This is a genomic window from Bacillus sp. EB106-06-01-XG163 (assembly GCF_058791615.1).
Window position 1 is genome coordinate 60,758 of sequence record NZ_JBYTDS010000013.1, and the last position, 23,923, is coordinate 84,680.

The 23,923-nt window shown below is 45.8% G+C and carries 18 protein-coding genes; all 18 read left to right on the forward strand.

Annotation, left to right across the window (positions count from 1 at the left end; translation table 11 throughout):
* Window positions 1–87: 87 nt before the first annotated feature.
* The 18 genes from rlmD (at window position 88) to catE (ending at window position 23,732) form a co-directional block, all read left to right on the forward strand.
* A complete protein-coding gene (gene rlmD / locus AC3WTF_RS15100; RefSeq protein ID WP_007408520.1) occupies window positions 88–1,488 on the forward strand; it encodes a 23S rRNA (uracil(1939)-C(5))-methyltransferase RlmD in 1,401 nt (466 codons plus the stop codon).
* Window positions 1,489–1,708: 220 nt separating this feature from the next.
* Complete coding sequence (locus AC3WTF_RS15105) at window positions 1,709–2,878, forward strand: hypothetical protein (RefSeq protein WP_052941788.1); 1,170 nt, start codon at window positions 1,709–1,711, stop codon at window positions 2,876–2,878.
* 321 nt (window positions 2,879–3,199) lie between these two features.
* Complete coding sequence (locus AC3WTF_RS15110; protein WP_232424286.1) at window positions 3,200–5,254, forward strand: hypothetical protein; 2,055 nt, start codon at window positions 3,200–3,202, stop codon at window positions 5,252–5,254.
* 719 nt (window positions 5,255–5,973) lie between these two features.
* The gene (locus AC3WTF_RS15115; RefSeq protein ID WP_007408522.1) at window positions 5,974–6,957 is read left to right on the forward strand and encodes a tRNA dihydrouridine synthase; all 984 of its coding nucleotides are present in this window, start codon (window positions 5,974–5,976) and stop codon (window positions 6,955–6,957) included.
* Window positions 6,958–7,112: 155 nt separating this feature from the next.
* Window positions 7,113–7,592 (forward strand): DUF6884 domain-containing protein, encoded by a 480-nt coding sequence (locus AC3WTF_RS15120; RefSeq protein WP_061581195.1) that lies wholly within the window; start codon window positions 7,113–7,115, stop codon window positions 7,590–7,592.
* 276 nt (window positions 7,593–7,868) lie between these two features.
* Complete coding sequence (acoA, locus tag AC3WTF_RS15125) at window positions 7,869–8,870, forward strand: acetoin:2,6-dichlorophenolindophenol oxidoreductase subunit alpha (protein WP_003155540.1); 1,002 nt, start codon at window positions 7,869–7,871, stop codon at window positions 8,868–8,870.
* Between the two features lies 1 nt (window position 8,871).
* Complete coding sequence (acoB, locus tag AC3WTF_RS15130) at window positions 8,872–9,900, forward strand: acetoin:2,6-dichlorophenolindophenol oxidoreductase subunit beta (protein ID WP_032867773.1); 1,029 nt, start codon at window positions 8,872–8,874, stop codon at window positions 9,898–9,900.
* A 14-nt stretch (window positions 9,901–9,914) separates the two neighbouring features.
* Window positions 9,915–11,108, forward strand: a complete 1,194-nt coding sequence (locus AC3WTF_RS15135) for a dihydrolipoamide acetyltransferase family protein (RefSeq protein WP_015239407.1) — start codon at window positions 9,915–9,917, stop codon at window positions 11,106–11,108.
* 14 nt (window positions 11,109–11,122) lie between these two features.
* A complete protein-coding gene (gene lpdA / locus AC3WTF_RS15140) occupies window positions 11,123–12,502 on the forward strand; it encodes a dihydrolipoyl dehydrogenase (protein ID WP_020955512.1) in 1,380 nt (459 codons plus the stop codon).
* Between the two features lie 106 nt (window positions 12,503–12,608).
* The gene (locus AC3WTF_RS15145; RefSeq protein ID WP_492314296.1) at window positions 12,609–14,417 is read left to right on the forward strand and encodes a sigma-54-dependent Fis family transcriptional regulator; all 1,809 of its coding nucleotides are present in this window, start codon (window positions 12,609–12,611) and stop codon (window positions 14,415–14,417) included.
* Window positions 14,418–14,482: 65 nt separating this feature from the next.
* Window positions 14,483–14,665 (forward strand): H-type small acid-soluble spore protein, encoded by a 183-nt coding sequence (locus AC3WTF_RS15150; protein WP_003155535.1) that lies wholly within the window; start codon window positions 14,483–14,485, stop codon window positions 14,663–14,665.
* 170 nt (window positions 14,666–14,835) lie between these two features.
* Entirely contained in the window at window positions 14,836–16,185 is a 1,350-nt protein-coding gene (glvA, locus tag AC3WTF_RS15155; protein ID WP_007610111.1) for a maltose-6'-phosphate glucosidase, read from the forward strand.
* Window positions 16,186–16,253: 68 nt separating this feature from the next.
* Entirely contained in the window at window positions 16,254–17,015 is a 762-nt protein-coding gene (locus AC3WTF_RS15160; RefSeq protein WP_129003452.1) for a MurR/RpiR family transcriptional regulator, read from the forward strand.
* A gap of 16 nt (window positions 17,016–17,031) precedes the next feature.
* The gene (locus AC3WTF_RS15165) at window positions 17,032–18,618 is read left to right on the forward strand and encodes an alpha-glucoside-specific PTS transporter subunit IIBC (protein WP_007408531.1); all 1,587 of its coding nucleotides are present in this window, start codon (window positions 17,032–17,034) and stop codon (window positions 18,616–18,618) included.
* A gap of 136 nt (window positions 18,619–18,754) precedes the next feature.
* Window positions 18,755–20,488 carry an ABC transporter ATP-binding protein gene (locus AC3WTF_RS15170; RefSeq protein WP_007408532.1) on the forward strand — a complete coding sequence of 578 codons (1,734 nt, stop codon included), beginning with the start codon at window positions 18,755–18,757 and terminating at the stop codon, window positions 20,486–20,488.
* A complete protein-coding gene (locus tag AC3WTF_RS15175; RefSeq protein WP_492314297.1) occupies window positions 20,469–22,286 on the forward strand; it encodes an ABC transporter ATP-binding protein in 1,818 nt (605 codons plus the stop codon). Before AC3WTF_RS15170 ends, AC3WTF_RS15175 begins: the two co-directional genes overlap by 20 nt.
* Before the next feature lie 167 nt (window positions 22,287–22,453).
* Window positions 22,454–22,858 (forward strand): DoxX family oxidoreductase CatD, encoded by a 405-nt coding sequence (catD, locus tag AC3WTF_RS15180; protein WP_032870707.1) that lies wholly within the window; start codon window positions 22,454–22,456, stop codon window positions 22,856–22,858.
* 16 nt (window positions 22,859–22,874) lie between these two features.
* On the forward strand, window positions 22,875–23,732 hold the full coding sequence (gene catE / locus AC3WTF_RS15185) for a catechol 2,3-dioxygenase (protein ID WP_020955517.1): 858 nt from the start codon (window positions 22,875–22,877) through the stop codon (window positions 23,730–23,732).
* The last annotated feature ends 191 nt before the right edge of the window (window positions 23,733–23,923 follow it).

Here is a 23,923-nt window from a genome sequence, read left to right on the forward strand (position 1 = left end):
CTGCATGTTATACTGAAAAGATGTGATATTTCAAATCAGCCGTTTTCCCAGGAGGAAGGCTTTATATAGAAACGGAGAGAAAAAAACGTGAATCAACATCAAAAAAAGGCGCCTGCCGAATTGAAAATCGGACAGACATTTCCGCTGACCATCAAACGTCTCGGCATTAACGGAGAGGGCGTCGGCTATTTTAAGAAAAAAGTTGTCTTCGTTCCCGGCGCTCTGCCCGGTGAAGAAGTCGTTGCCGAAGCGACAAATGTGCAGCCGAAATTTTCAGAAGCACGTGTCAAAAAAATCCGCAAGCCGTCTGAACACCGCGTCACGCCGCCATGCCCGGTCTACGACCAGTGCGGCGGCTGTCAGCTTCAGCATCTGGCATACACTCAGCAGCTTCGCGAAAAACGCGACATCGTCATTCAGTCTCTGGAACGTCATACGAGATTCAATGTCGAAGAAATGAACATTAAAGATACGATCGGAATGGACAACCCTTGGAATTACCGGAACAAAAGCCAGTTCCAAGTCGGACGCTCGCAAAGCGGCAGCATCATTGCCGGCTTATACGGACTTGATTCCCATAAAATCGTTCCGATTAAGGAATGCATTGTCCAGCATCCGGCGACAAACAAAACAACGGGTATCGTCCGCCGTATTTTGGAAAAACACAACGTATCCGTTTATAACGAACGGACCAAAAAAGGCGATGTCCGCACCATCGTGACGAGAGTCGGTTTTGAAACAGGCGAAGTGCAGGTCGTGCTTGTCACCGCGAAAGAGACACTGCCGAATAAAGATGAGATCGTCAAAGCCATTCAGAACCGGCTGCCGGAAGTGAAATCGATTATTCAAAACGTCAATGGCGCGCGCACATCCGTCATTTTCGGTGACAAAACAAAAGCGCTGGCAGGAAGCCATGCCATTCAAGAGGTGCTCGGTGACGTGTCATTTGAACTGAGCGCCCGCGCCTTCTTCCAGCTCAACCCTGAGCAGACGGTCAAGCTGTATGACGAAGTGAAACAAGCGGCTCAGCTGACAGGAAAAGAAAAAGTCGTAGACGCGTATTGCGGCGTCGGTACGATCGGCATGTGGGTTTCAAGCGGCGCAAAAGAGATCCGCGGCATGGACGTCATTAAAGAATCAATTGACGATGCGAAGAAAAACGCCAAAAAACACGGCATCAAAAACGCAGCATATGTCACAGGAACTGCCGAACACTGGCTCCCGAAATGGACGAAAGAAGGCTTCCGCCCTGACGTGGTCATCGTCGACCCGCCGAGAACCGGCTGTGACAGAACATTTTTAGATACCATCAAAAAAGTAAAACCGAAACGCTTCGTCTACGTATCCTGCAATCCTTCCACACTGGCGAAAGACTTGCAGACGCTGTCGAAGGACTATCGCGTCGAATATATTCAGCCTGTTGATATGTTTCCGCAGACGGCTCATGTGGAAGCCGTGGCGAAGCTTGTATTAAAATCGTCTAACTAAAATAAACAATTCGTAATCAGACCTGGATTTCGGTATAAACATTTCCGATTTCCGGGTTTTTTTATGCGCAGCCTTTGCCCTGGCTGTCTTTTCGATTCTTTTTTCCTCCTTTTAATAGTAATTCTAAAATATAAGATTTTTGGAAATTCTTCAACGATTTTTGTGTTAACTTCAACTATAATTGAATTGTAGTCTGTTTAATATAGGAGGAAGGGATATATTGGTCAAAAAATCATTTATTGTAATTGAAAAACCAAAAGGAAACATAACAAAACTACCTTATTCACCTATAAAAGAATCTCTGTTACTAAACTTAAAAACTAGGAATGAAAAGGGAGAAATAGAATTAAGGTGTGAGTGTTCTGATAAGATAGTGCTTAAAGTTTCCAATGCAAAATCACCGTATTTATATAATTCTACCAGACAATTTAAACATTCCAAGGATTGTTGCCGACATCCTCAATTTGTGGGTTCAAGCCCATATGAAAAGGCCTGGAGCTACGATGAGGAAGAGGGATTACATATTGTTAGAATTAAAGAATTACATCTTTCTCAGCTAGGGGATAATAACGAAAGAAACAGTAATGTGAGAAATAATGTGATTTATCATGAAGGAACGGGATCTAATAAAAATGTATCAACGATTTTTGGCTTAGCCACAAGAATAAATATGATGGCGTGGGAAAGTATGGTGTTAGGAAAAAAACATAGAGTTCCTAATGATAAATATGAGTTAGCTAAACATGTTTATGGTATATCGGCTCGAATTAGGTTATCGAGAAAAAGAAAAACTTTAAACGAGATGTTTTATAAACAAGTAGGCATATGGAATGTAAAAGTAAAAAAAGATATCTATTTTGTTTACATGTATGTAAATAGTGTAATACCGCTTGGAGAAGATACTCTATTTGATAATACAAAAAAAGATATTCTGTATTGTGAAGATGCTTTTGGGCGAACTAATCGCTTCTATGTTGAAAAGGAGGAATATGAACACAAGAAAAAAATAGAACCGCATAGCCCTGAATATGTGGTAGCAGGTTTTGTGTATAAAGAAGACAAGTATCATAAATGTATGACTCTAAAAAATTACTGTTTAATACCGATATCTGGTAGAGGTTTATATTGTGAAAGTTCTCATGAAAAAAATATATATGATCGGTTATGTGAAGATAATCTAACATTTTATAAGCCTTATTTGCCAATAGAAGGTTATGGAAGTTTTATTCCGGATGGATACGTTATCAATAAAGACAAGGATATAATATTTGAGGTGTTTGGTATTACTGGTATGTCCTCATATGATGAAAGAAAAGCAGAGAAAATTGCCTTATCTCAAACGGATTCCTTTAAGAGTATGTATAAATTTAAATATTGGGAAGTAAACTAATAGGAATGGAAGTTTTCATTTAATGAGGGATAGTTCATAGTTCCCATTAAGAAATTAATTCGTACCCAAAGTACATAAGCGAAGTTCAGGAAAGTATAAAGTTGCTTATTATAAGGGAGATTAATTGGGTTATTATAAACCAAGGAGAAGATTTGACTGTCTATAAGATCCAATTGCATGCGGGTTTTGGTAACGGAAATATAAAGCTGTAATAGATATACAATACAAACCCCATGCGATAGAAGTCTTGATTATAGCTAGACATAAATGGAGAAATATATATAGTGGATTTGTTAAAAAAATATAGAAGGAGAGAACAACTTGAAAATATGGAACCATTATGAACTTGAGGCTTTGTTTAAAGATTCAAAGGAATTTATTCCTTTTTTAAACGAATTTATGCAAAACAATTCTCTGGAAGATACTTTAGAAATCGTTAGAGTCTCAGGCGTTTGTTTTAACATCTACAATAATAGACAAAAGATATCAAAAAAAGTCATATCTAACATTAAAGCAGTTTATAAGAGTGATATTAAGTTAATTGATAATTTTGAAGAAAAAATTAATATAATTAATTCAATTTTTAAGGATTTTTATAAATTGAGATCATCCAGGAAATTAGACCAAATTCCTCAGAAGAGAGAGGTAATAACATTTATTCTTTCTTTAGAGATTATGTTAGGTTCTCTAATTGAGTATATTAATGGGAATTCTATACATAGAATTAAAGAGGTGTATCCATACGTCATCTCATTGTTTGATGAAGGTAAACAAAAAATATTACCTGCTCAAAAAGATATAAATCGTGTATTAGGTATAGCTGATAGTATTGCAGAGTTTGCGGGGAGTTTACTGAAGTCTATGGGAGGTGGAAAAGGTAATATAGGAAAACTTGAAACTATGCGCATGAGTCACATAAGAGTCGCAAGAGAGCATATTGAACTATTTGATTTGTGGTCGTCTCTTTTGAACATTGAACAAAAATGGCGTTTTATCGGTACAGATTTTGATATAGATAATAAGAAAATTCACATCCAGCCCAAGAATGAAGATTTTTTACATGCACAAGAAATCTCAAAAGTGAGATTTAAGGATCAAAGAAGTAAATGGTATACGGATTTTAATTTAGCCGATAAAACAGAATTGGAACGTAAAATTGATCAAAATGCAAAGAAATTACCTCCAGCTCATTATCTTTGCGAGAATGAAGCATATTATTGTATTGCGATAGGAGAATTTCTACACACTCATGATCTAAATATAAGGCTTTTAGGTGTGTCACTCGCAGAATGGATTAGAGCTTACGTTGTAATTCAAATTGAGGCTGAAAATTATTTAAAGGAAAGATTCGAGTCAAAAGTAGTTAAACCATTAAACTTAAATAATTGGACTATTATGAAAACTGAAACTTACTGGATAAACTTATTTGTTTCAAAGGGAGTATCTCAAGCCAGTGCTCTTAAAATCATCAATAACTTCAAATTTAATCAAGATGCAAAAGATTTGTTAGATTGTCCTTTTGTCGTTCATAATGACAGTTTGATTATTATTCCTTCTGTGGCATCACATATAGATCCTTCAATGTCATTGATATCTCTGTTAAATAAGAAGAAAGTGGATATTTCTTTTAAGGGTACTGGATTAGAAGAATACATATTAAATAAACTAAACAAGCTAGATATTGGTGCGAAAAGACTAAAGAGAATTGTTAATGGTGAAACATATGAATGTGATGTAGTTTTTACTATTGACAATGATTTGTTCTTTGTAGAATTAAAAGCCTTTGGTCAACCACTAACTATTAGGGAATATTATAATTTCTTAATAAAGATAATACAAAGGGAAACGGAAAAGATAAATAAAAGCCATAAAGAAAGAAGTGCTGTCGAGCAACTAAATCGTATTGTTGATTATTACGTGGAGAATATAAACATTGTAAGAGAAGAATTGAAACTAGAAGAAGAATGGCATCCTAAAAATATTTATAAAGTTATTGTAACGACAGCAATGCTTGGTGAAAGTATGTATTATAATGATTGCTATATTGCTGATACTTCAGCTTTTGTTCGGTTTTTAGATAGGAATCCCCCGGGTTTTTCAATAGGAAATAGATCTTTAAAACCGTATCACGAAGATTTTGAAGGAAATATAACATCTGAAAAGCTAATTAATATGTTGAAAAATCCTCCACAAATAGAGTTGGGAAATATAAGAGTCAAAAAGAATTATAGAAACCTTGCGATAAATGATTTAACTGTTCAATACCCATATTATAATGATCAATTAGGTGATTTTATCGAATACGATAAAGAATTATTGCAAAGATTAGGTTTAGAGAAGGATGAAATTAAAAAGATTAAAAAAATTGCAGAATAAAAAAATTAAGCTCCACTCATTGAATGCAAGCTTAAATTTATGCCTACAGCTAAACTTAGAGATAAATGGTGGGTCTATTTTTAAGATGTAATTACTATTAAAGATATATGTTAGGCAAGCTAAGCGTTGATAGATAAATAGGGAATTTTTTTATAATGTGGATTTTTGGAGGAGATGATAATGGATTTGAAAATCAAATTACCATAGGAATTCTTCATTAAGGGAAAGGCTAATCATACAATTAATTTTGAAATTCCTTTGCCTGAACATATAAAATGGGCTAAAAGATCAAAAATTTAGATCAATGAAAGGTGTTTATGTAACAGATTTAAAAAACCAAACTCGTAATTGTATATATGTGGGGGAAGGTAGCATGCGTAATAGATTAAGTAGACATAAGTATACATTAAAGAGTCTTCTTAGTAATAATGAGCATTGTCGATCTTCGGTCTTTTTCTTGCGCGGCCCTCTCCAGATTTTCATTTTAAAAAATGAAACATAAGAGGACAGGCGATCACGTTGATTAGAGCAAAAGCAAGTAATATGAATGATTTGTTTCAACCTAATACCATTTATGTGTGTTAATGAAATGTTCAAAATTTACTATCGTTTGATAAGAAGTGCTGACACATGCTATAAGTGTAAAAGAAGCATGGTCAGTTTTTAATTTTGGGATAAAGGTTTGGCTGTATCCCATCATGAAAGGATTTGGATTTGTTATGACAGATAATTTCTGGCGTGAATTACCACGGCCATTTTTTGTACTGGCACCAATGGAAGATGTGACGGATGTCGTTTTTCGCCATGTTGTGAGTGAAGCAGGCAGACCTGATGTGTTTTTCACAGAGTTTACAAACTCAGAAAGCTATTGTCACCCGGATGGGAAGGATAGTGTGCGCGGCCGTTTGACTTTCACGGAGGATGAACAGCCGATGGTTGCCCACATATGGGGAGATAAGCCTGAAAACTTTCGTCAAATGAGTATTGGGATGGCGGAATTAGGGTTTAAGGGCCTGGATATCAATATGGGCTGTCCTGTACCTAATGTGGCGGGGAATGGAAAGGGAAGCGGCCTGATTTGCCGTCCTGAAGTTGCAGCCGAATTAATACAGGCGGCGAAAGCAGGAGGTCTGCCGGTAAGTGTGAAGACCAGACTTGGCTACACGGATATAGACGAATGGCGCGGCTGGCTGACACACATACTGAAACAAGACATTGCGAATCTTTCCATTCATCTGCGTACAAGAGCGGAAATGAGTAAAGTAGATGCGCATTGGGAGCTCATCCCGGAAATCAAGAAACTTCGTGATGAGATAGCGCCGGATACCCTATTGACGATCAATGGGGATATTCCTGACCGTGAAACCGGCTTGAAACTCGCTGAACAATACGGTGTTGACGGGATTATGATTGGACGAGGCATTTTTACTAATCCATTCGCCTTTGAAAAGGAGCCGAGAGAGCATAGCAGTAAGGAATTGCTTGATCTTTTGAGATTGCACCTGGATCTTCATGATGAATATTCAAAAGCAGAAGCTCGAGCATATAAACCGCTCCCCCGCTTTTTTAAGATATATCTCCGCGGATTCCGTGGAGCAAGTGAATTAAGAAATCAATGCATGAATACAAAGTCAACAGATGAAGTGCGTGCATTGCTCGATGACTTTGAGAGAAAGTATCTTGATGGGATGGAGCAAGAGTGACATAAACAACTCTTCATCCGGCCCGGATTCCGTACGAATTCCGGGTCTTTTTGTGTGCAGTTTTTACCCAGACAGATCCATGGCCAGTTTCGTCATGCAGAAATAAACGAATCATGGTACATTGATAGGACATACATCATAAAGGGGAGAGAAAAATGAAACGACTGTGCATCATCCCCTGCGGCAAGAAAAAAATTTGGGATGTCCATTCAGATACAGGTCCGGTAAGGGCGGAAGACGCTTATCTCAGCCCGTTTCATCAGGCGTGCGAGCGTTATGCGAAAGCATTTTTCGATGAGTGGGTAATTTTGTCGGCAAAGCACGGATTCCTTCGTCCGGATGATATGGTTCCCGGAAATTACGATGTCACTTTTGGAACCGGTCATCCGGAGATCATGGCAGCGGACGAGCTGCGCCGTCAATTTCATGAAAAAGGCTTTTCCGACATCGAAGAGCTTGTCATGCTTGGCGGGAAAAAATACCGAAGCGTCCTAAACGCCGTCATCGGAGAGCATCAGCATATCACCTGGCCTTTGTCATCGTATAAAGGCATTGGCTACATGCTTCAAGCGCTGAATCGGGCTGTTGAAGAAAAGCATGAACTGCAGCACGTGGATATGAAAAAAAGAGTGTAACCACTCAAACGCCACGATAGACTGTATGCAGAAGCATGAAGCAGTTAAAAGATTTCCGAGGAAATAAATACGTCGATCATTGTCAAAGACAGGGTGATGCCCGGTCTTTTTTGTATGCCTTAAAACGAGACAAAGGGAACAGATCGAGACAAAATGAGACACCTGTCTCAAACTGTCTCCATTGTAAAAATAAAAACATTCATTTTACGGGCTTCAAAGGCTGGCATGCTTCTTGCATTTATAAGTGTGAACCCTAAATAGAAGGAGGCGCACAAAATGGAATTGTTAAAACGAGAAGGCTTGTCATTAACTGAGGAAAAAGCGCTGTGGATGTACCAAAAGATGCTGGAAATCAGGGGCTTTGAAGACAAAGTGCATGAACTGTTCGCGCAAGGAGTGCTTCCCGGATTCGTCCATTTGTATGCCGGTGAAGAAGCGGTAGCTGCGGGGGTGTGCGCTCATTTAGATGATGGCGACAGCATTACAAGCACACACAGGGGACATGGCCATTGTATCGCCAAAGGCTGTGATCTGGACGGCATGATGGCGGAAATATTCGGAAAAGCGACCGGACTGTGTAAAGGCAAAGGCGGTTCTATGCACATTGCGGATCTTGATAAAGGCATGTTAGGCGCAAATGGAATCGTCGGGGGCGGATTCACGCTCGCATGCGGATCAGCGCTCACGGCTAAATATAAACAAACTAAAAATGTAAGCGTTTGCTTTTTTGGGGACGGAGCCAATAACCAAGGGACCTTCCATGAAGGGCTGAACTTAGCGGCAGTATGGAATCTTCCTGTCGTGTTCATCGCCGAAAACAACGGTTACGGCGAAGCCACGACATTTGAGTACGCATCAGCCTGTGATTCAATCGCCGATCGGGCGGCTGCCTACAACATGCCGGGGGTCACGGTGGACGGAAAAGATATTTTAGCAGTTTATCAGGCAGCCGGGGAAGCGATAGAAAGAGCAAGAAACGGCGGAGGCCCGTCTTTGATTGAATGTATGACTTACAGAAACTACGGACATTTCGAAGGGGATGCCCAAACTTATAAAACAAAGGATGAAAAGACTGAGCATCTTGAAGAAAAGGATGCCATCCAAGGCTTTAAAAACTATCTTCTAAAAGAAACAGATGCAAATAAACTGTCAGACATCGAACAGCGTGTCAGCGAATCGATTGAAAAAGCCGTCTCGTTCAGCGAAAAGAGTCCATATCCGAAAGAGTCAGAGCTGTTGACAGACGTCTACGTGTCATATGAAAAAGGGGGAATGTGAGATGGCGAGAGTCATAAGCATGTCGGACGCGCTCAATGAAGCAATGAAGCTTGCGATGAGAAAAGACGAAAATGTGCTTTTGATCGGTGAAGATGTCGCCGGGGGAGCGGCGGTCGATCACTTGCAAGATGATGAAGCATGGGGCGGTGTACTGGGGGTCACAAAGGGGCTCGTACAGGAATTCGGCAGAAGCAGGGTGCTGGACACACCAATTTCTGAGGCGGGCTACATGGGTGCGGCCATGGCTGCGGCATCCACGGGGCTGAGACCGATTGCGGAACTGATGTTTAACGATTTTATCGGAACGTGCTTTGACCAAGTGATCAACCAAGGGGCGAAATTCCGCTATATGTTCGGCGGTAAAGCGCAAGTGCCGATCACCGTCCGCACCACATACGGAGCCGGGTTCCGGGCAGCCGCTCAGCATTCGCAGGCGCTGTATGGCCTGTTCACCAGCATCCCGGGTCTGAAGACGGTTGTGCCGTCCAATCCATATGACGCCAAAGGTTTGCTGCTTTCGGCAATAGAAGACAATGATCCGGTATTCTTTTTTGAAGATAAAACGTCCTACAACATGAAGGGCGAGGTGCCGGAAGATTATTATACAATTCCGCTCGGAAAAGCGGATATCAAACGCGAAGGCAGCGACATCACACTGTTTGCGGTCGGCAAGCAGGTCAATACTGCGCTTGAAGCGGCTGCGCAGCTTTCTGAGAAAGGCATCGACGCCGAGGTGCTTGATCCCCGGAGTCTGTCTCCTTTAGATGAGGAAGCGATTTTCACATCGTTAGAAAAAACAAACCGGCTGATCATCATTGACGAAGCCAATCCGCGCTGCAGCATCGCCACGGATATTGCTGCGATTGTCGCCGATAAGGGCTTTGATTTGCTTGATGCGCCGATTAAGCGGATTACAGCGCCGCATACACCAGTGCCGTTTTCGCCGGTGCTTGAAGATCAATATTTGCCGACACCAGACCAAATTGTCAGCGTCACGCTTGAATTGCTTGGCGAGCCGGCAATGAATTAAAGGAGGGATATAGAATGGCTGTAAAAGTAGTAATGCCGAAGCTGGGAATGGCGATGAAGAAAGGTGAAGTATCCGTCTGGAATAAAAAAGTCGGCGACCCGGTTGAAAAGGGAGAAAGCATCGCCAGCATCAACTCGGAAAAAATAGAAATGGAAATAGAAGCGCCTGAAAGCGGCACGCTTCTTCACATTAAAGTCAAAGAGGGAGAAGGAGTCCCGCCGGGAACGCCCATCTGTTATATCGGGGAAAACGGCGAAGAAGTGCGGGAGAAGGAGGCGCCGGCTCCTGAAAATGCAGGGAAACCGCAATCTGAACCTGAACATATTCCCGCTCCCAAAGCCGTGCAAAAGCGTAAACACCGCGTGAAAATATCTCCCGTTGCCCGAAAAATGGCGGAGAAAGCCGGGTTGAAAGTTGAAACGCTGAACGGGACGGGGCCCGGAGGCAGAATCGTAAAAGCTGACGTCATCAAGGCCATGAAGACGGAAGCTGAACCGCAGTCTTCGGTTCAGACGGCACAGCCGGAGGGAAAACCGGCTTCAGCGATGAGAAAAGTAATTGCAGACCGAATGCACAAAAGCCTGCAAAACAGCGCCCAGCTGACGCTGACTATGAAAGCGGACATTACGGAGCTTGTAAAATGGCAGCAGCAGCTCGCCGACAGCGCGAAAAAGCGGAGCGGTGTTAAACTGACGGTCACACATTTCGTATCCCGGGCCGCGGTGCTTGCGCTGAAACAGCATCCTGAGCTGAACAGCTCTTATCAAGAGGAGCGGATCATCACCTATCCATATGTCCACCTCGGGATGGCGGTTTCTCTTGAAAACGGTCTCGTTGTGCCGGTGATTCGGGATGCGGAAAAGCTTTCATTCCTTGAGCTTGCGGATCACATCAGCACATCGGCACGCCGGGCGCGGGAAGGCAATGCTTCCGGAGATGACCTGCACGGATCGACATTTTCTATTACAAATCTCGGGGGTTACGGAATTGAGCATTTCACCCCGATTCTTAATCCGCCTGAAGCCGGTATTCTCGGAGTAGGCGCAAGCTATGAAACGCCTGCGTTTAAAGGAGATGAACTTGTCAAAAGCACCATGCTGCCGCTGAGCCTTACCTTTGATCACAGAGTATGTGACGGCGCACCGGCTGCGGACTTCCTGAAAACGGTCAAAGCGCTGCTTGAAGAGCCGGCCGGATTGATTTTATAGAGAGGGTGAAGAGATTGACACTAGCCATTATCGGCGGCGGGCCTGCCGGATATGCAGCTGCCGTGACTGCCGCGCGGAGGGGAGAAGAAGTCGTTCTGATTGACAAAGGGCCGCTCGGAGGCACTTGTCTCAATGAGGGGTGCATCCCGACAAAGTCGCTTTTGGAAAGCGCGAATGTGCTCGATAAAATCAGGCATGCAGATACATTCGGCATCGAACTGCCGCAAAACATTACACTCAATTGGGCCCGCATGCAGGGGCGCAAACGGCAAATCGTCAGCCAGCTCGTGCAGGGAATTCAATACTTAATGAAAACAAATCAGATTAAAGTCATCAGCGGGACAGCTTCATTTCTCACAGAGCAGACATTGCTTGTTGAAGGAGAAGGAGGCGCAAAAGACATTCTGGAAGCGGATCGGATATTGATTGCATCCGGATCTGAACCGGCGGAGCTGCCGTTTGCCCCATTTGACGGCGATTGGGTGATCGACAGCAAAGACGCGCTTTCTTTACAGAAAATCCCTTCTTCTCTGCTTATTGTCGGGGGAGGTGTGATCGGCTGTGAATTTGCCTCTTTATTCAGCCGGTTTAAAACGAAAGTGACGGTGATTGAATCGGCTGACCGGCTGCTCCCGGCAGAAGACGGAGAAATCGCTGCCGTTTTCGAAGACTCTTTAAGAGACAGCGGGGCTGATATTCAGACGAAAGCCGCCCTTCAGCGGATTGACAAAGAAAGGAAAACCGCCGTGTGGACAAAAGACGGCAAAGAAATTGAGGCTCAGGCTGATCACGTTTTGGTTGCAATCGGCAGAAAGCCGCGTTTGCAAGGCCTGAATCTGGAGCAAGCCGGCATCCGGTATTCTCCGCGCGGTATTGAAGTCAATGACCATATGCAGACCAATGTGCCTCATATATATGCGTGCGGCGATGCGGCCGGAGGAATGCAGCTGGCGCATGCCGCCATTCATGAAGGAATCACAGCCGCCGCGCATGCCTCGGGAAAGGAAAGCAAAGTCAATATGCGGGCGGTGCCTCGCTGTATTTATACATCGCCGGAAATGGCCGCTGTCGGGCTGACGGAAACACAGGCGAGAGAGACATACGGAGATGTGAAAATCGGAGAATGCTCATTTTCTGCTAACGGAAAAGCGTTAATTAAACATCAGCATGGCGGCAAAATGAAAATCATTGCCGAACCGGAATTCGGAGAAATCGTCGGCGTGTCAATGATCGGGCCGGACGTGACGGAATTGATCGGTCAGGCGGTCATGATGATGAACGGTGAAATGACGGCGGATATGTCGGAGCACTTTATCGCGGCGCATCCGACTCTGTCAGAAACGCTTCAGGAAGCCCTGCTGAATGTCACCGGACTTGCGGTGCATTCCGTATAACCGGAATACCCTTTCTCAGATGAGAAGGGGTATTTTTCGTTGAAAGCGCTTTATTTTTCCCCTACAATATATGAAAAGATGGTCTGAACAGGGGGGAGCGAATACAATGAATGTCATTCGGAATGATTTTAAAACCTGGAAGCGCTTTGTGAAAGAAGGCGTGCTTGATGAATCCCGTATTCAGAAGCGGGTGGCCGCCTCATGGCACCGCTGCAAAAAAGCCGACGTCAACCCTTATCTCGAAAAGGGGCCGAATGTAATGCCGGCAGATCATTTAGAAAGGCAGGCCGAAAAGCATGCGTTATTTTTAGCGGCCTCAACGCCGTATGCAGAAAGAATGAAAACGGCGATGCGGGAAATGGAAATGATGGTTCTCCTGATTGATTCAGACGGCGTTGTCCATTCAGTTGACGGCCACCCGCGCACCATTCATGAAGCGAACCGCATCAATTTCTTAAAAGGCGCCCGCTGGACGGAAACGGCCGTCGGCACGAATGCGATCGGGACGGCTCTTTATACAAAAGAGCCGGTCATGATACACGGCTCTGAACATTATTCGCTCGCTTCTCATCAATGGAGCTGTTCCGCCGCACCGATCCGTTATGAAGACGGGCGGCTGGCGGGTGTCATTGATATTTCCTGCCCCGCCGCCCGCGCTCAGCCGTTTATGCTCGGAATTGCCTCCTCCATCGCTTTTACGGCGGAACGGGAGCTTGCCCTAAAGATCAAAATGACAGAACTTGACATGATCAGCAAATTCGCCGGGCTTACCCGGTCTCACGATCCGATCGTGCTTTGCAATGACATGAGCCGGGTTATCGCCGCAAGCCGTCCCGTTCAGCATTTTACCGGACATACGCTGCGCGAGCTTGAGGAACAGGGCTATCACATCAAGCAGGCGAAGCGGGAGGAGAACGGCTACACATGCGTTTATTTATCCAAACGAGAAGAAAAGCCGTCTTTTATATTCCATGGTGCGGCAGGCAAAAGCCCGTCATCCCGACATATGCTTCAGCAGCTGGAGCTTGTCACCCGAACGGACGCAACCGTTTGTCTTACGGGAGAAACCGGGACGGGAAAGGAGGTTGCCGCCCGGGCGATTCATAACAACAGCTCCAGGAAAAACGGCCCGTTTATCGCCGTCAATTGCGGAGCGGTCCCCGAAAAGCTGATTGAAAGCGAACTGTTCGGCTACTCGGAAGGCGCCTTCACCGGGGCCAAACGGAAAGGACATAACGGCGCTTTGCAAAAAGCCGATAAAGGCACTCTTTTCCTCGATGAAATCGGAGAAATATCACACTCCATGCAGGTCGCTCTGTTACGGGTGCTGCAGGAACGGAAAGTCACCCCGGTCGGCGGGACAAAAGAGATTCCCGTTGACATCAGAATCATCACTGCCACCCACACTGATCTGAGACAGCTTGTCGAATGCAAAAAGCTGAGAGAAGATTTATTTTACCGGCTTCACGTCTGTCCGATCCACCTCCCTCCATTAAGAGAACGCACCGAAGACATTCCCGGCCTCTTCCTTGAATTTCAGCGAAATCGCGGCTGGCGGGGGGAGCTTCCTGATGACTTTTTAGACCTATTAAAGAGCCGGAAATGGCCGGGGAATATCAGGGAATTGTTTAATGTATTTGAACGTCTTTCCGTCATGTTCCCGGACGGACGGCTGTCAGAACGCCCCATCGCAGCCCTGCTTGAAGCGTCAGGTCTTAAAGAGGCGGCCGAGTCTTATGAACAGGAAGAAGCGTCCCCTGTCTCCATCCGGGAGCACATTCAGAAAAACATCATCGTAAACGCCCTTGAATCAGCGAAGGGGAATGTCACGCTGGCCGCCAAAATGGCCGGAATCCCGCGGAGCACGTTTTACAAACGCCTCAAAAAATTCAAACTCACCACCGGACAATTGTAAGAAACAAGCATACTTCTCTTGGCTGCCGGACACGTTATGTGTGAGGCCTAAAGGAGGTTTGAGACGTGAATACACAGCGTGCGAAAGACATTTCGGAATCCGCCGCCATGGCGTATGTGACGTACGAAGGAGTTCCGATTTATATTCAGCATGTCAACGAAGACAAGGAAACAGCCAGAATTTTTCCGATCGGAAATCCGCAATTTGAGCAGGAAGTGCTGCTTTCTGATTTACAAGAGCATTTTTGAGAATGGGTCTGCTGATGACAGCAGGCCTTTTTCGTACCTGTGGGAACTTTCCCGCTTTTTGAGAAAAATAACTAAAAATGATTAAATGATCTAACTCCTCCAAACCCGGTACAGATCGGACCTTCTCATGATATAAATAAAATGTAAACGTTATCAGAGGAGGGCTTCACATGACAGACAAATCATTCTCAATCGTTATTGCAGGCGGCGGCAGCACATTTACCCCCGGAATTGTATTAATGCTTTTGAATCACCTGGAAGAGTTTCCGATCAGAAAGCTGAAACTTTATGACAATGATAAAGAAAGGCAGGAGCGGATTGCGGGTGCGTGTGAGGTATTTATAAAAGAAAAAGCGCCGGACATTGAATTTCTGGCGACTGATGACCCAGAGACGGCTTTTACGGATGTTGACTTCGTCATGGCGCATATCCGCGTCGGAAAATATGCGATGCGCGCGCTTGATGAACAAATCCCGCTGAAGTACGGCGTGGTCGGCCAGGAAACATGCGGGCCGGGCGGAATCGCATACGGCATGCGCTCTATCGGCGGTGTTCTGGAGATTCTTGATTATATGGAAACGTACTCGCCCGACGCATGGATGCTGAATTACTCCAATCCGGCGGCGATTGTGGCCGAAGCTACACGGCGCCTCAGACCGAACTCAAAAATATTGAACATCTGCGACATGCCGGTCGGAATTGAGGATCGCATGGCGAACATCCTCGGATTATCTTCACGAAAAGAAATGAACGTCCGTTACTACGGCTTGAACCACTTTGGCTGGTGGACGTCCATCACAGACCGGCATGGCAATGATTTAATGCCGAAGCTGAAAGAGCATGTCCGTGAATACGGCTACGTTCCGAAGACGGAGGCCGAACAGACTGAAGCAAGCTGGAATGACACATTCAAAAAAGCGCGCGACGTACAGGCGGCTGATCCGGATACGCTTCCGAACACATATCTGCAATATTACTTATTCCCGGATGATATGGTGAAAAAATCAAACCCGAACCATACGAGAGCCAACGAAGTCATGGAAGGGCGGGAAGCTTTCATTTTCAGCCAATGCGATATGATTACGCGCGAACAATCGTCGGAGAACAGTGAAATTAAAATTGATGATCATGCTTCCTATATCGTCGACCTTGCCCGGGCCATCGCTTACAACACAGGGGAGAGGATGCTGTTAATCGTTGAAAATAACGGCGCGATCGCAAACTTTGATCCGTCAGCCATGGTTGAGATTCCTTGTCTCGTAGGCTCAAACGGACCGGAACCGCTCTCAGTCGGGAACATACCGCAATTTCAAAAAGGCCTGATGGAACAGCAGGTGTCTGTTGAAAAACTGACGGCTGAAGCGTGGGAAGAGCGGTCATTTCAAAAGCTGTGGCAGGCGCTGATCCTGTCAAAAACAGTGCCGAACGCCCGTGTGGCAAGACTGATTCTTGAAGATCTGATGGAGGCTAACAAGGACTACTGGCCTGAGCTTGATGTAAGTCCGTCTCCTATTTCCTGATGACAATCTTCCCCGTTTTCTTTATCTGTTATTCTATATAATAGAAAGAAAACGGGGGGATTTTTGGGATGAGTCTTGAAGAACTGGTTAATCAGCATTACGCGAAATTAAATGACAACGATTTTTATATTTTAAAATATATATTGAATCATAAACATACGTGCTACCATCTCGGTATCAATGACATGGCGAAAGCCTGCAATGTCTCTCGGTCTTCCATCCTGCGGCTCGCCCAAAAACTGGGCTTCAGCGGCTACAGTGAATTCCGGGTTTTTCTGAAATGGGAGGATCAGCCTGAAGAGGGCGAGAATATGACGTTTGAAAAGCTGCTGGATGATATTGAAGCCAATGTAAAATACGTGAAGTCAAAAGATATGACGGAGATGTGCCGGCTGATAGATGAAGCAAAACGGATTTTCGTTTACGGATCGGGGACGGCTCAGAGGGTGTGCGCCCGTGAGCTGCAGCGGATGTTTGTATCCCGGCGGAAGTATCTGATTTTAATTCAGGACATCACAGAGTTTAATATCATGTGTGATGATTTTAAGGTTGATGACGTATTCATCATTATTTCATTATCAGGCGAAACACCCGAATTAATTCCGCAGGTAAGGACCCTGTCCGCAAAGGGAGTTCCGTTTATTTCAATCACCAATCTGAAAAACAACGTACTGGCGCAAACGACGCCGTATAATCTTTATGCGACCAGCAAGCCGGTGACGTTAAGCGATAAAACGGAAATCGTCGCATTTGCCCCGTTTTTTCTGGTGGGCGAAGCGTTATTCCGTGCATTTGTTGATTATAAAGAGCTCGAAAATTTTGATAAATAGCGGGAGGTCACGTGAAATGATGCAAAAAGTCCAGCGCTTCGGCAGCGCGATGTTTGTGCCTGTTTTGTTATTTGCATTTTCCGGTATTATTGTCGGTCTGAGTACGCTGTTTAAAAATAAAACGCTGATGGGGCCGCTGGCTGATCCTGACGGGCTTTGGTATCAATGCTGGTACGTCATTGAACAGGGCGGCTGGACCGTCTTTAACCAAATGCCGCTCCTGTTTGCGATCGGCATACCTGTCGCCTTAGCGAAAAAAGCGCAGGCGCGGGCTTGTTTGGAAGCGCTTACAGTTTATCTGACATTCAATTACTTTATCAATGCGATTCTGACGGTTTGGGGCGGGGCTTTTCATGTCGATATGACTCAGGAAGCGGGCGGAACGAGCGGGCTGACGATGATCGCCGGGATCAAAACGCTTGATACGAATATTATCGGCGCCATCTTTATTTCATCTATTGTCGTGTATTTGCACAATCGTTATTTTGATAAAAAACTGCCGGATTTTCTGGGGATTTTTCAAGGATCTTCCTACATCGTTATCATTTCTTTCTTCATTATGATACCGATTTCGCTTGCGGTGGCATACGTGTGGCCGATGGTTCAGTCCGGAATCGGCTCGCTGCAAAGTTTTCTCGTTTCTTCCGGGGCGATCGGCGTGTGGATTTACACGTTCCTGGAGCGGATTTTAATTCCGACCGGCCTGCATCATTTTATTTACTCTCCGTTTATTTACGGTCCGGCTGTGGCTGAAGGCGGTATCGTCACCTATTGGGCGCAGCATCTCGGGGAATACTCTCAAAGCGTCAAACCGCTGAAAGAATTGTTCCCGCAGGGGGGATTCGCGCTTCACGGCAACTCGAAAATCTTTGGCATTCCGGGAATCGCGCTCGCTTTTTACGCCACGGCTTCAAAGGAGAAGAAAAAAATCGTCGCCGGCCTATTGATCCCGGTCACCTTGACGTCCATTGTCGCGGGAATTACAGAGCCGATTGAATTTACATTCCTTTTTATCTCTCCGTTTTTATTTGCGGTTCATGCTTTGCTTGCCGCTTCCATGGCAACCGTCATGTATATGGCCGGCGTCGTCGGAAATATGGGGGGCGGTTTGATCGAAGCTGCGACCTTGAACTGGATCCCGCTGGCGTCAAGCCACGGCTTGACGTATGTATACCAGATCATCATCGGGTTGTGTTTTACCGCTGTTTACTTTTTCGTCTTCCGTTTCCTCATTCTCAAATTCAACATCGCCACACCGGGCAGAGAAAAAGAGGAAGGGCAGGAAACAAAGCTCTATTCGAAAAAGGAGTACAGAGAACGGAAGCGGGCTTCAAAAGAAACAGCGGCGGCAGACGAAACACAGCGGGATACAGCCGCTTTGTATATTGAAGCGCTGGGCGGAAAGGACAATATTACGGAGGTCACCAATTGCGCCACCCGTCTCCGCGTCACTGTCGCTGATGAATCAAAGGTCAAAAGTGACGCCGATTTCAGAGAGCTGGGAGCCCACGGCGTCGTCAGAAAAGGCAGGGCGCTTCAGGTCATTGTCGGATTAGGCGTTCCGCAAATGCGGGAGCGCATTGAACAGCAATTGGATCAATAAGGTCAAAACCTTCCCTTCCCGGGAAGGTTTTATCTTTTTCGCAGATTATTGAAAAAACGGCACACCAAATTTCTTTATTCATTTGCCGGAAAGGCATAAAATAATAATATTGAACAAAGGATTTGGAGGCTTACACATGTCAAAGGCTTTATCATATGTAAAACCGTATTCTCTTTTAGCGGGAATCGCTCTGTTTTTCATGCTCATCGAGCTTGCGGTAGAGCTGATACAGCCCCTGCTGATCGGGAAAATCATTGACGAAGGAATTTTAAAGCAGGATCTCGGTACGGTTTGGCTGTGGGGCGGCGTGATGATCGGACTGACCGCTGTTTCATTCGCATCGGGCATTTTAAATTCATTCTACTCCGCCCACATCAGCCAGAGCTATGCGTATGATACGCGAAAAGGGCTTTTTCAAAAGATTCAATCCTTCTCCTATTCGACGTTTGCGCAATTCTCATCCACATCGTTTATCACCCGGCTGACAAACGATGTGACACAGGTTCAGAATATGCTTTTCATGAGTCTCCGGTTTATGCTTCGTGCGCCGTTAATGATCGCGGGGGGCATTATTCTCTCGCTGACCGTCAATGCGAAACTTGGGTTTTTTCTGCTGATCACGGTGCCGATTTTGCTTTTGTTTTTGCTGTGGGTGCTGAAAAGAGGCGGCGCGCTGTTTCGGTCTGTGCAAAAGCGGCTTGATCAGGTCAACACGATCATGCAGGAAAACCTGACGGCGATCAAACTGATTAAAGCGCTCCTCCGTGCAAACCACGAAGTGAAACGTTTTTTGAAATCGAATACGAAGCTGATGGAAAAAACGGTCTCCGCTTTTCGTCTCGTGGAAGCGGCGATGCCGATTTTAATGCTGCTGATGAACATTTGCATTTTGTTTATCTTATGGTTCGGCGCCAAAAGCATTGCTCAGGGCGGAGCGCAGGTCGGCGATGTCGTTTCCGTCATTAACTATGCGACGCGGATTACAGGCGCGCTGTCCGTCCTTCCTTTTCTCATCATGGTATTTTCCCGGGCGAAGGCTTCCGGAGAAAGAATCGGCGAGGTGCTGGAAACAGAAGGCGGCGAGGGAACGGGGCAGGACCCGGCACGGGCGCTTGCAGGCGGGATTGAGTTTCGCGAAGTGTCCTTCCGCTATCCGGGCATGGAAAAAGACGCGCTGCATCACGTGTCCTTTTCTGCCAGCCCGAAAGAAACGGTTGCCATTATGGGCGCGACAGGTTCAGGAAAATCAACGCTTTTTCAGCTGATTCCGCGCCTGTACACGGCTGATTCGGGCAGTATTTTCATAGACGGCAAACCGATCGGTGAATTCTCCGCTTGCGGGCTGCGCAGGGAAATCGGCTATGTTCCGCAGGAAGTGCTTCTGTTTTCGGGCACCATCCGTGAAAATATCGCCTGGGGGCGGGAGGATGCTTCACTAGATGAAGTAATGGAAGCGGCCCAAGACGCGCAAATCCATGACACGATTATGAAGCTGTCAAACGGATACGACACGGTGCTGGGACAGCGGGGCGTCAATTTGTCAGGCGGGCAGAAGCAGCGGATTTCCATCGCGCGCGCTTTTATCAGAAAGCCGTCCCTCCTGCTGTTAGATGACAGTACGAGCGCGCTTGATCTTCAAACGGAAGCGAAGCTTTTACAAGCGATCAGATCCTATGAATGCACGACACTGATTATTACGCAGAAAATAACGACTGCAATGAAGGCTGACACCATCTTATTGCTTGAAGACGGCGAACTGCTGGCCAAAGGCACGCACAAAGAGCTGATGGCACAGTCTCATCTGTACCGGCAGATTTATGAATCACAATTCGGAAAGGAGGGAGCTGACAATGCAAAAAGACATTCGTAAACCTTTCCGATATCCGAAAATACCGCTCAAATCAAATGAAGGCGGCAGAAAACGCGCGAAAGCAAAAGATACAAAAGGCACGCTGCGCAGAATCTGGTCTTATGTAGCCGAGAAAAAAGGGCTTTTAACCCTTGTGATCATCATGGTAGTCATAAGCGCCATATTCGGCCTGCTCGGACCGTTCGTCATCGGGAAAGCGATTGATCATTTTATCGTCGGACAGACGACAGACGGATTGGCGGGGGTGCTGTTCATCCTGTTTGGGATTTACCTCGTGCAATCATTGTCCTTATGGTTTCAAAACTATTGGATGATCAATATCTCGCAAAGCACCGTGTTTAAAATGCGGAGCGAGCTGTTTACCCATCTGCATGAGCTGCCGATTCCGTTTTTTGATAAACAGCGGCTCGGGGACTTAATGAGCCGGGTCACCAATGATATCGAAAATGTCAGCTCCACTTTAAATACATCCGTCATTCAAGTGCTGTCGAGCGTCATTACATTCGTCGGCACAATCTCCGTCATGCTGTACATGAGTCCGCTTTTAACATTGATCACGCTTTTGATTATTCCGATCATGCTTTTGAGCATTAAATGGATCACCAACCGGACGGGATTGCTGTTTAAACAGCAGCAGAAAAACCTCGGCGAGCTGAACGGTTTTATTGAAGAGTCGATATCAGGGGCGAAGGTCATTAAAGCCTATTCGAGGGAAGACCGCGTCATGAAACAATTTTTAGAAAAAAACGCGGCGTTACAATCATCGGGGTTTTGGGCGCAGACAATTTCGGGATTCATTCCGAAAGTCATGAACTCTTTAAACAATTTAAGCTTTACGATTATAGCGGCGGTCGGCGGGCTGTTTGCGCTGAAGGGATGGATCTCGATCGGTTCCATCGTCGTATTCGCCGAATACTCGCGGCAGTTCACGCGCCCTTTAAATGATTTAGCCAATCAGTTCAATACGATGTTATCGGCCATCGCCGGGGCTGAACGGGTGTTTGACGTGCTGGATGAAAAAGAGGAGCGGGAAGATGAAGAGCATGCGCTGTACCAGCCGATCAAAACGGGAGAGATTGAATTCCGAGATGTCTCCTTCGGCTATCAGGAAGACAGCCTGATCTTAAAACACCTGTCCTTCAGCGTTCCGAAAGGACAGTCCATCGCCTTCGTCGGACCGACCGGAGCGGGTAAAACAACCGTTACGAGCCTGATCGCCCGTTTTTACGAGCCGAATAACGGAAAAATCCTCATTGACGGAACGGACATCAAAAAACTGACGAGATCCAGTCTGAGAAAAAACATGGGGTTTGTCCTGCAGGATTCCTTTCTCTTTCAGGGCACCATCAGGGAAAATATTCGTTACGGCCGTCTGGATGCATCTGATCAAGAGGTGGAGGCAGCCGCAAAAGCCGCCAATGCCCACGGATTCATCGAACGGCTCCCGAAAGGCTACGATACCGTTCTTACCCAAAACGGCGCGGGCATCAGCCAAGGACAAAAACAGCTCATTTCCATCGCGAGAGCTGTGCTGGCGGACCCGGTGCTGCTCATTTTGGATGAAGCGACGAGCAACATTGACACAGTGACCGAAGTGAAAATACAAGAAGCGCTCGGCCGTTTAATGACGGGCAGAACAAGCGTCATCATCGCTCACAGGCTGAACACAATTCAAAAAGCCGATCAGATTCTTGTGCTGAAAGACGGCGAAATGGCTGAAAAAGGAACCCATGCCGAACTTCTAAGCCAGAACGGGTTTTACCGGGAATTATATGAAAGCCAGTTCCGGGAATCATAGATAGGGAAAAAGACCTCCGACAGAGTGCGGAGGTCTTTTTTTAGCGAAGGCAAATAGTACTTTTAAGTTATTTTCGTTAAATGTAACAAAATTACTTGACGTAAATAAGTTATGTATATATACTAGCTTACATAAAGTAAGTGATAATAATTTTCAAGGAGGATTTTATGAATAAATCATTCGAAACAGGAACACTGCTTTTAAGGGTTGTAACAGGTATTATCTTTTTTGTTCACGGTTTATCCAAGTTTCAAGGGTTGGAAGGAACTGCGCAATTTTTCCAGAGCATCGGGCTTCCGGCCTTTATGGTCTATGTCATCGCGACGATTGAGCTTGTCGGCGGGGTTCTGATCTTTTTCGGTTTGGCAACGCGCATTATCGGCGTTCTGTTTGCCGTCACATTAGTCGGCGCCATCTTCACGGCGAAGCTTTCCTCACCATTTATGGGCGGATCGGAATTTGATTTCATCTTACTGGTTGCGTCAATTCATTTAGCGCTTTCAGGAAGCCGTCTGCTTTCATTGGATCAGCTCCTTTTCAAATCAAAAAAGGGAGAAACTTTTTCAGCATAAGAAAGAAGGCGTTCAAATGACCGGCATTCATCAAGATACGGCAATCGGTTATGTCAAATTGACCATTAAAAATATGGAACGTTCGCTCGGCTTTTACCGGAATGTCATCGGCCTACAAGTCATCTCGCAGACAGATCGTTCTGCAAGACTGTCAGCAGACGGAAAACGCGTCCTGCTGGTGCTTGAAGAAAATCCAAGCGCCGTCGTTCTGCCGGAGCGGTCTGTCACCGGCCTTTACCATTTCGCGATACTTCTGCCTGACCGGAAAGAACTCGGCATCGCATTGGCCAGGCTGATTGAAAACGGCATCGCGCTCGGTCAGGGGGATCACGCGGTCAGTGAGGCTCTTTACCTGTCTGATCCGGACGGCAACGGTATTGAAATATACGCCGATCGTCCCCGCAGCACGTGGCAGCGCGATGCAGAGGGCAATTATGTCATGCAAACGGCGCCCGTCGATGTGGACGGGCTTTTGGAAGAAGCCGGAGCTGAACGGAAAAGCCGTCTCCCAGAAGGAACCGTAATCGGTCACATCCATCTTCATGTGACGGATTTACAGGAAGCCAAAGCGTTTTACACCGATATTCTCGGTTTTGACATTGTCGGCAATTACGCGGGCATGTCCGCTCTGTTTGTTTCGGCGGGAGGGTATCACCATCACATCGGTCTGAATATATGGGCCGGAAAACATGCGCCGCCGAAACCGGGAAACGCAAGCGGGCTGGATTATTACACCATCGCGCTGCCGCATCAAAAAGAGCTGTCACGTGTGACAAAAGCGCTGACCGATGCCGGCTTTGAGATCGAAGAAAAAGAAGAGGGCGTATTCGTCAAAGACCCTGTATCAGGGGCGGATATCGCATTTACACTGTAAGAAACAACCCTTGCCGTCTAACCGGCAAGGGTTTTTATTTTTATGAAGTTTTCTTGGGAAGGTTCGGGAAAGAAGAACGTCGATTTGCAATATACACACGGCTTTTGAGTGACTGAAGAAAGCGAACATCTCAGTGAGGCGCAAAAATGACTCGTGGAGCAGCCATCGCCGGCCCGATCTCAGGGCATCCG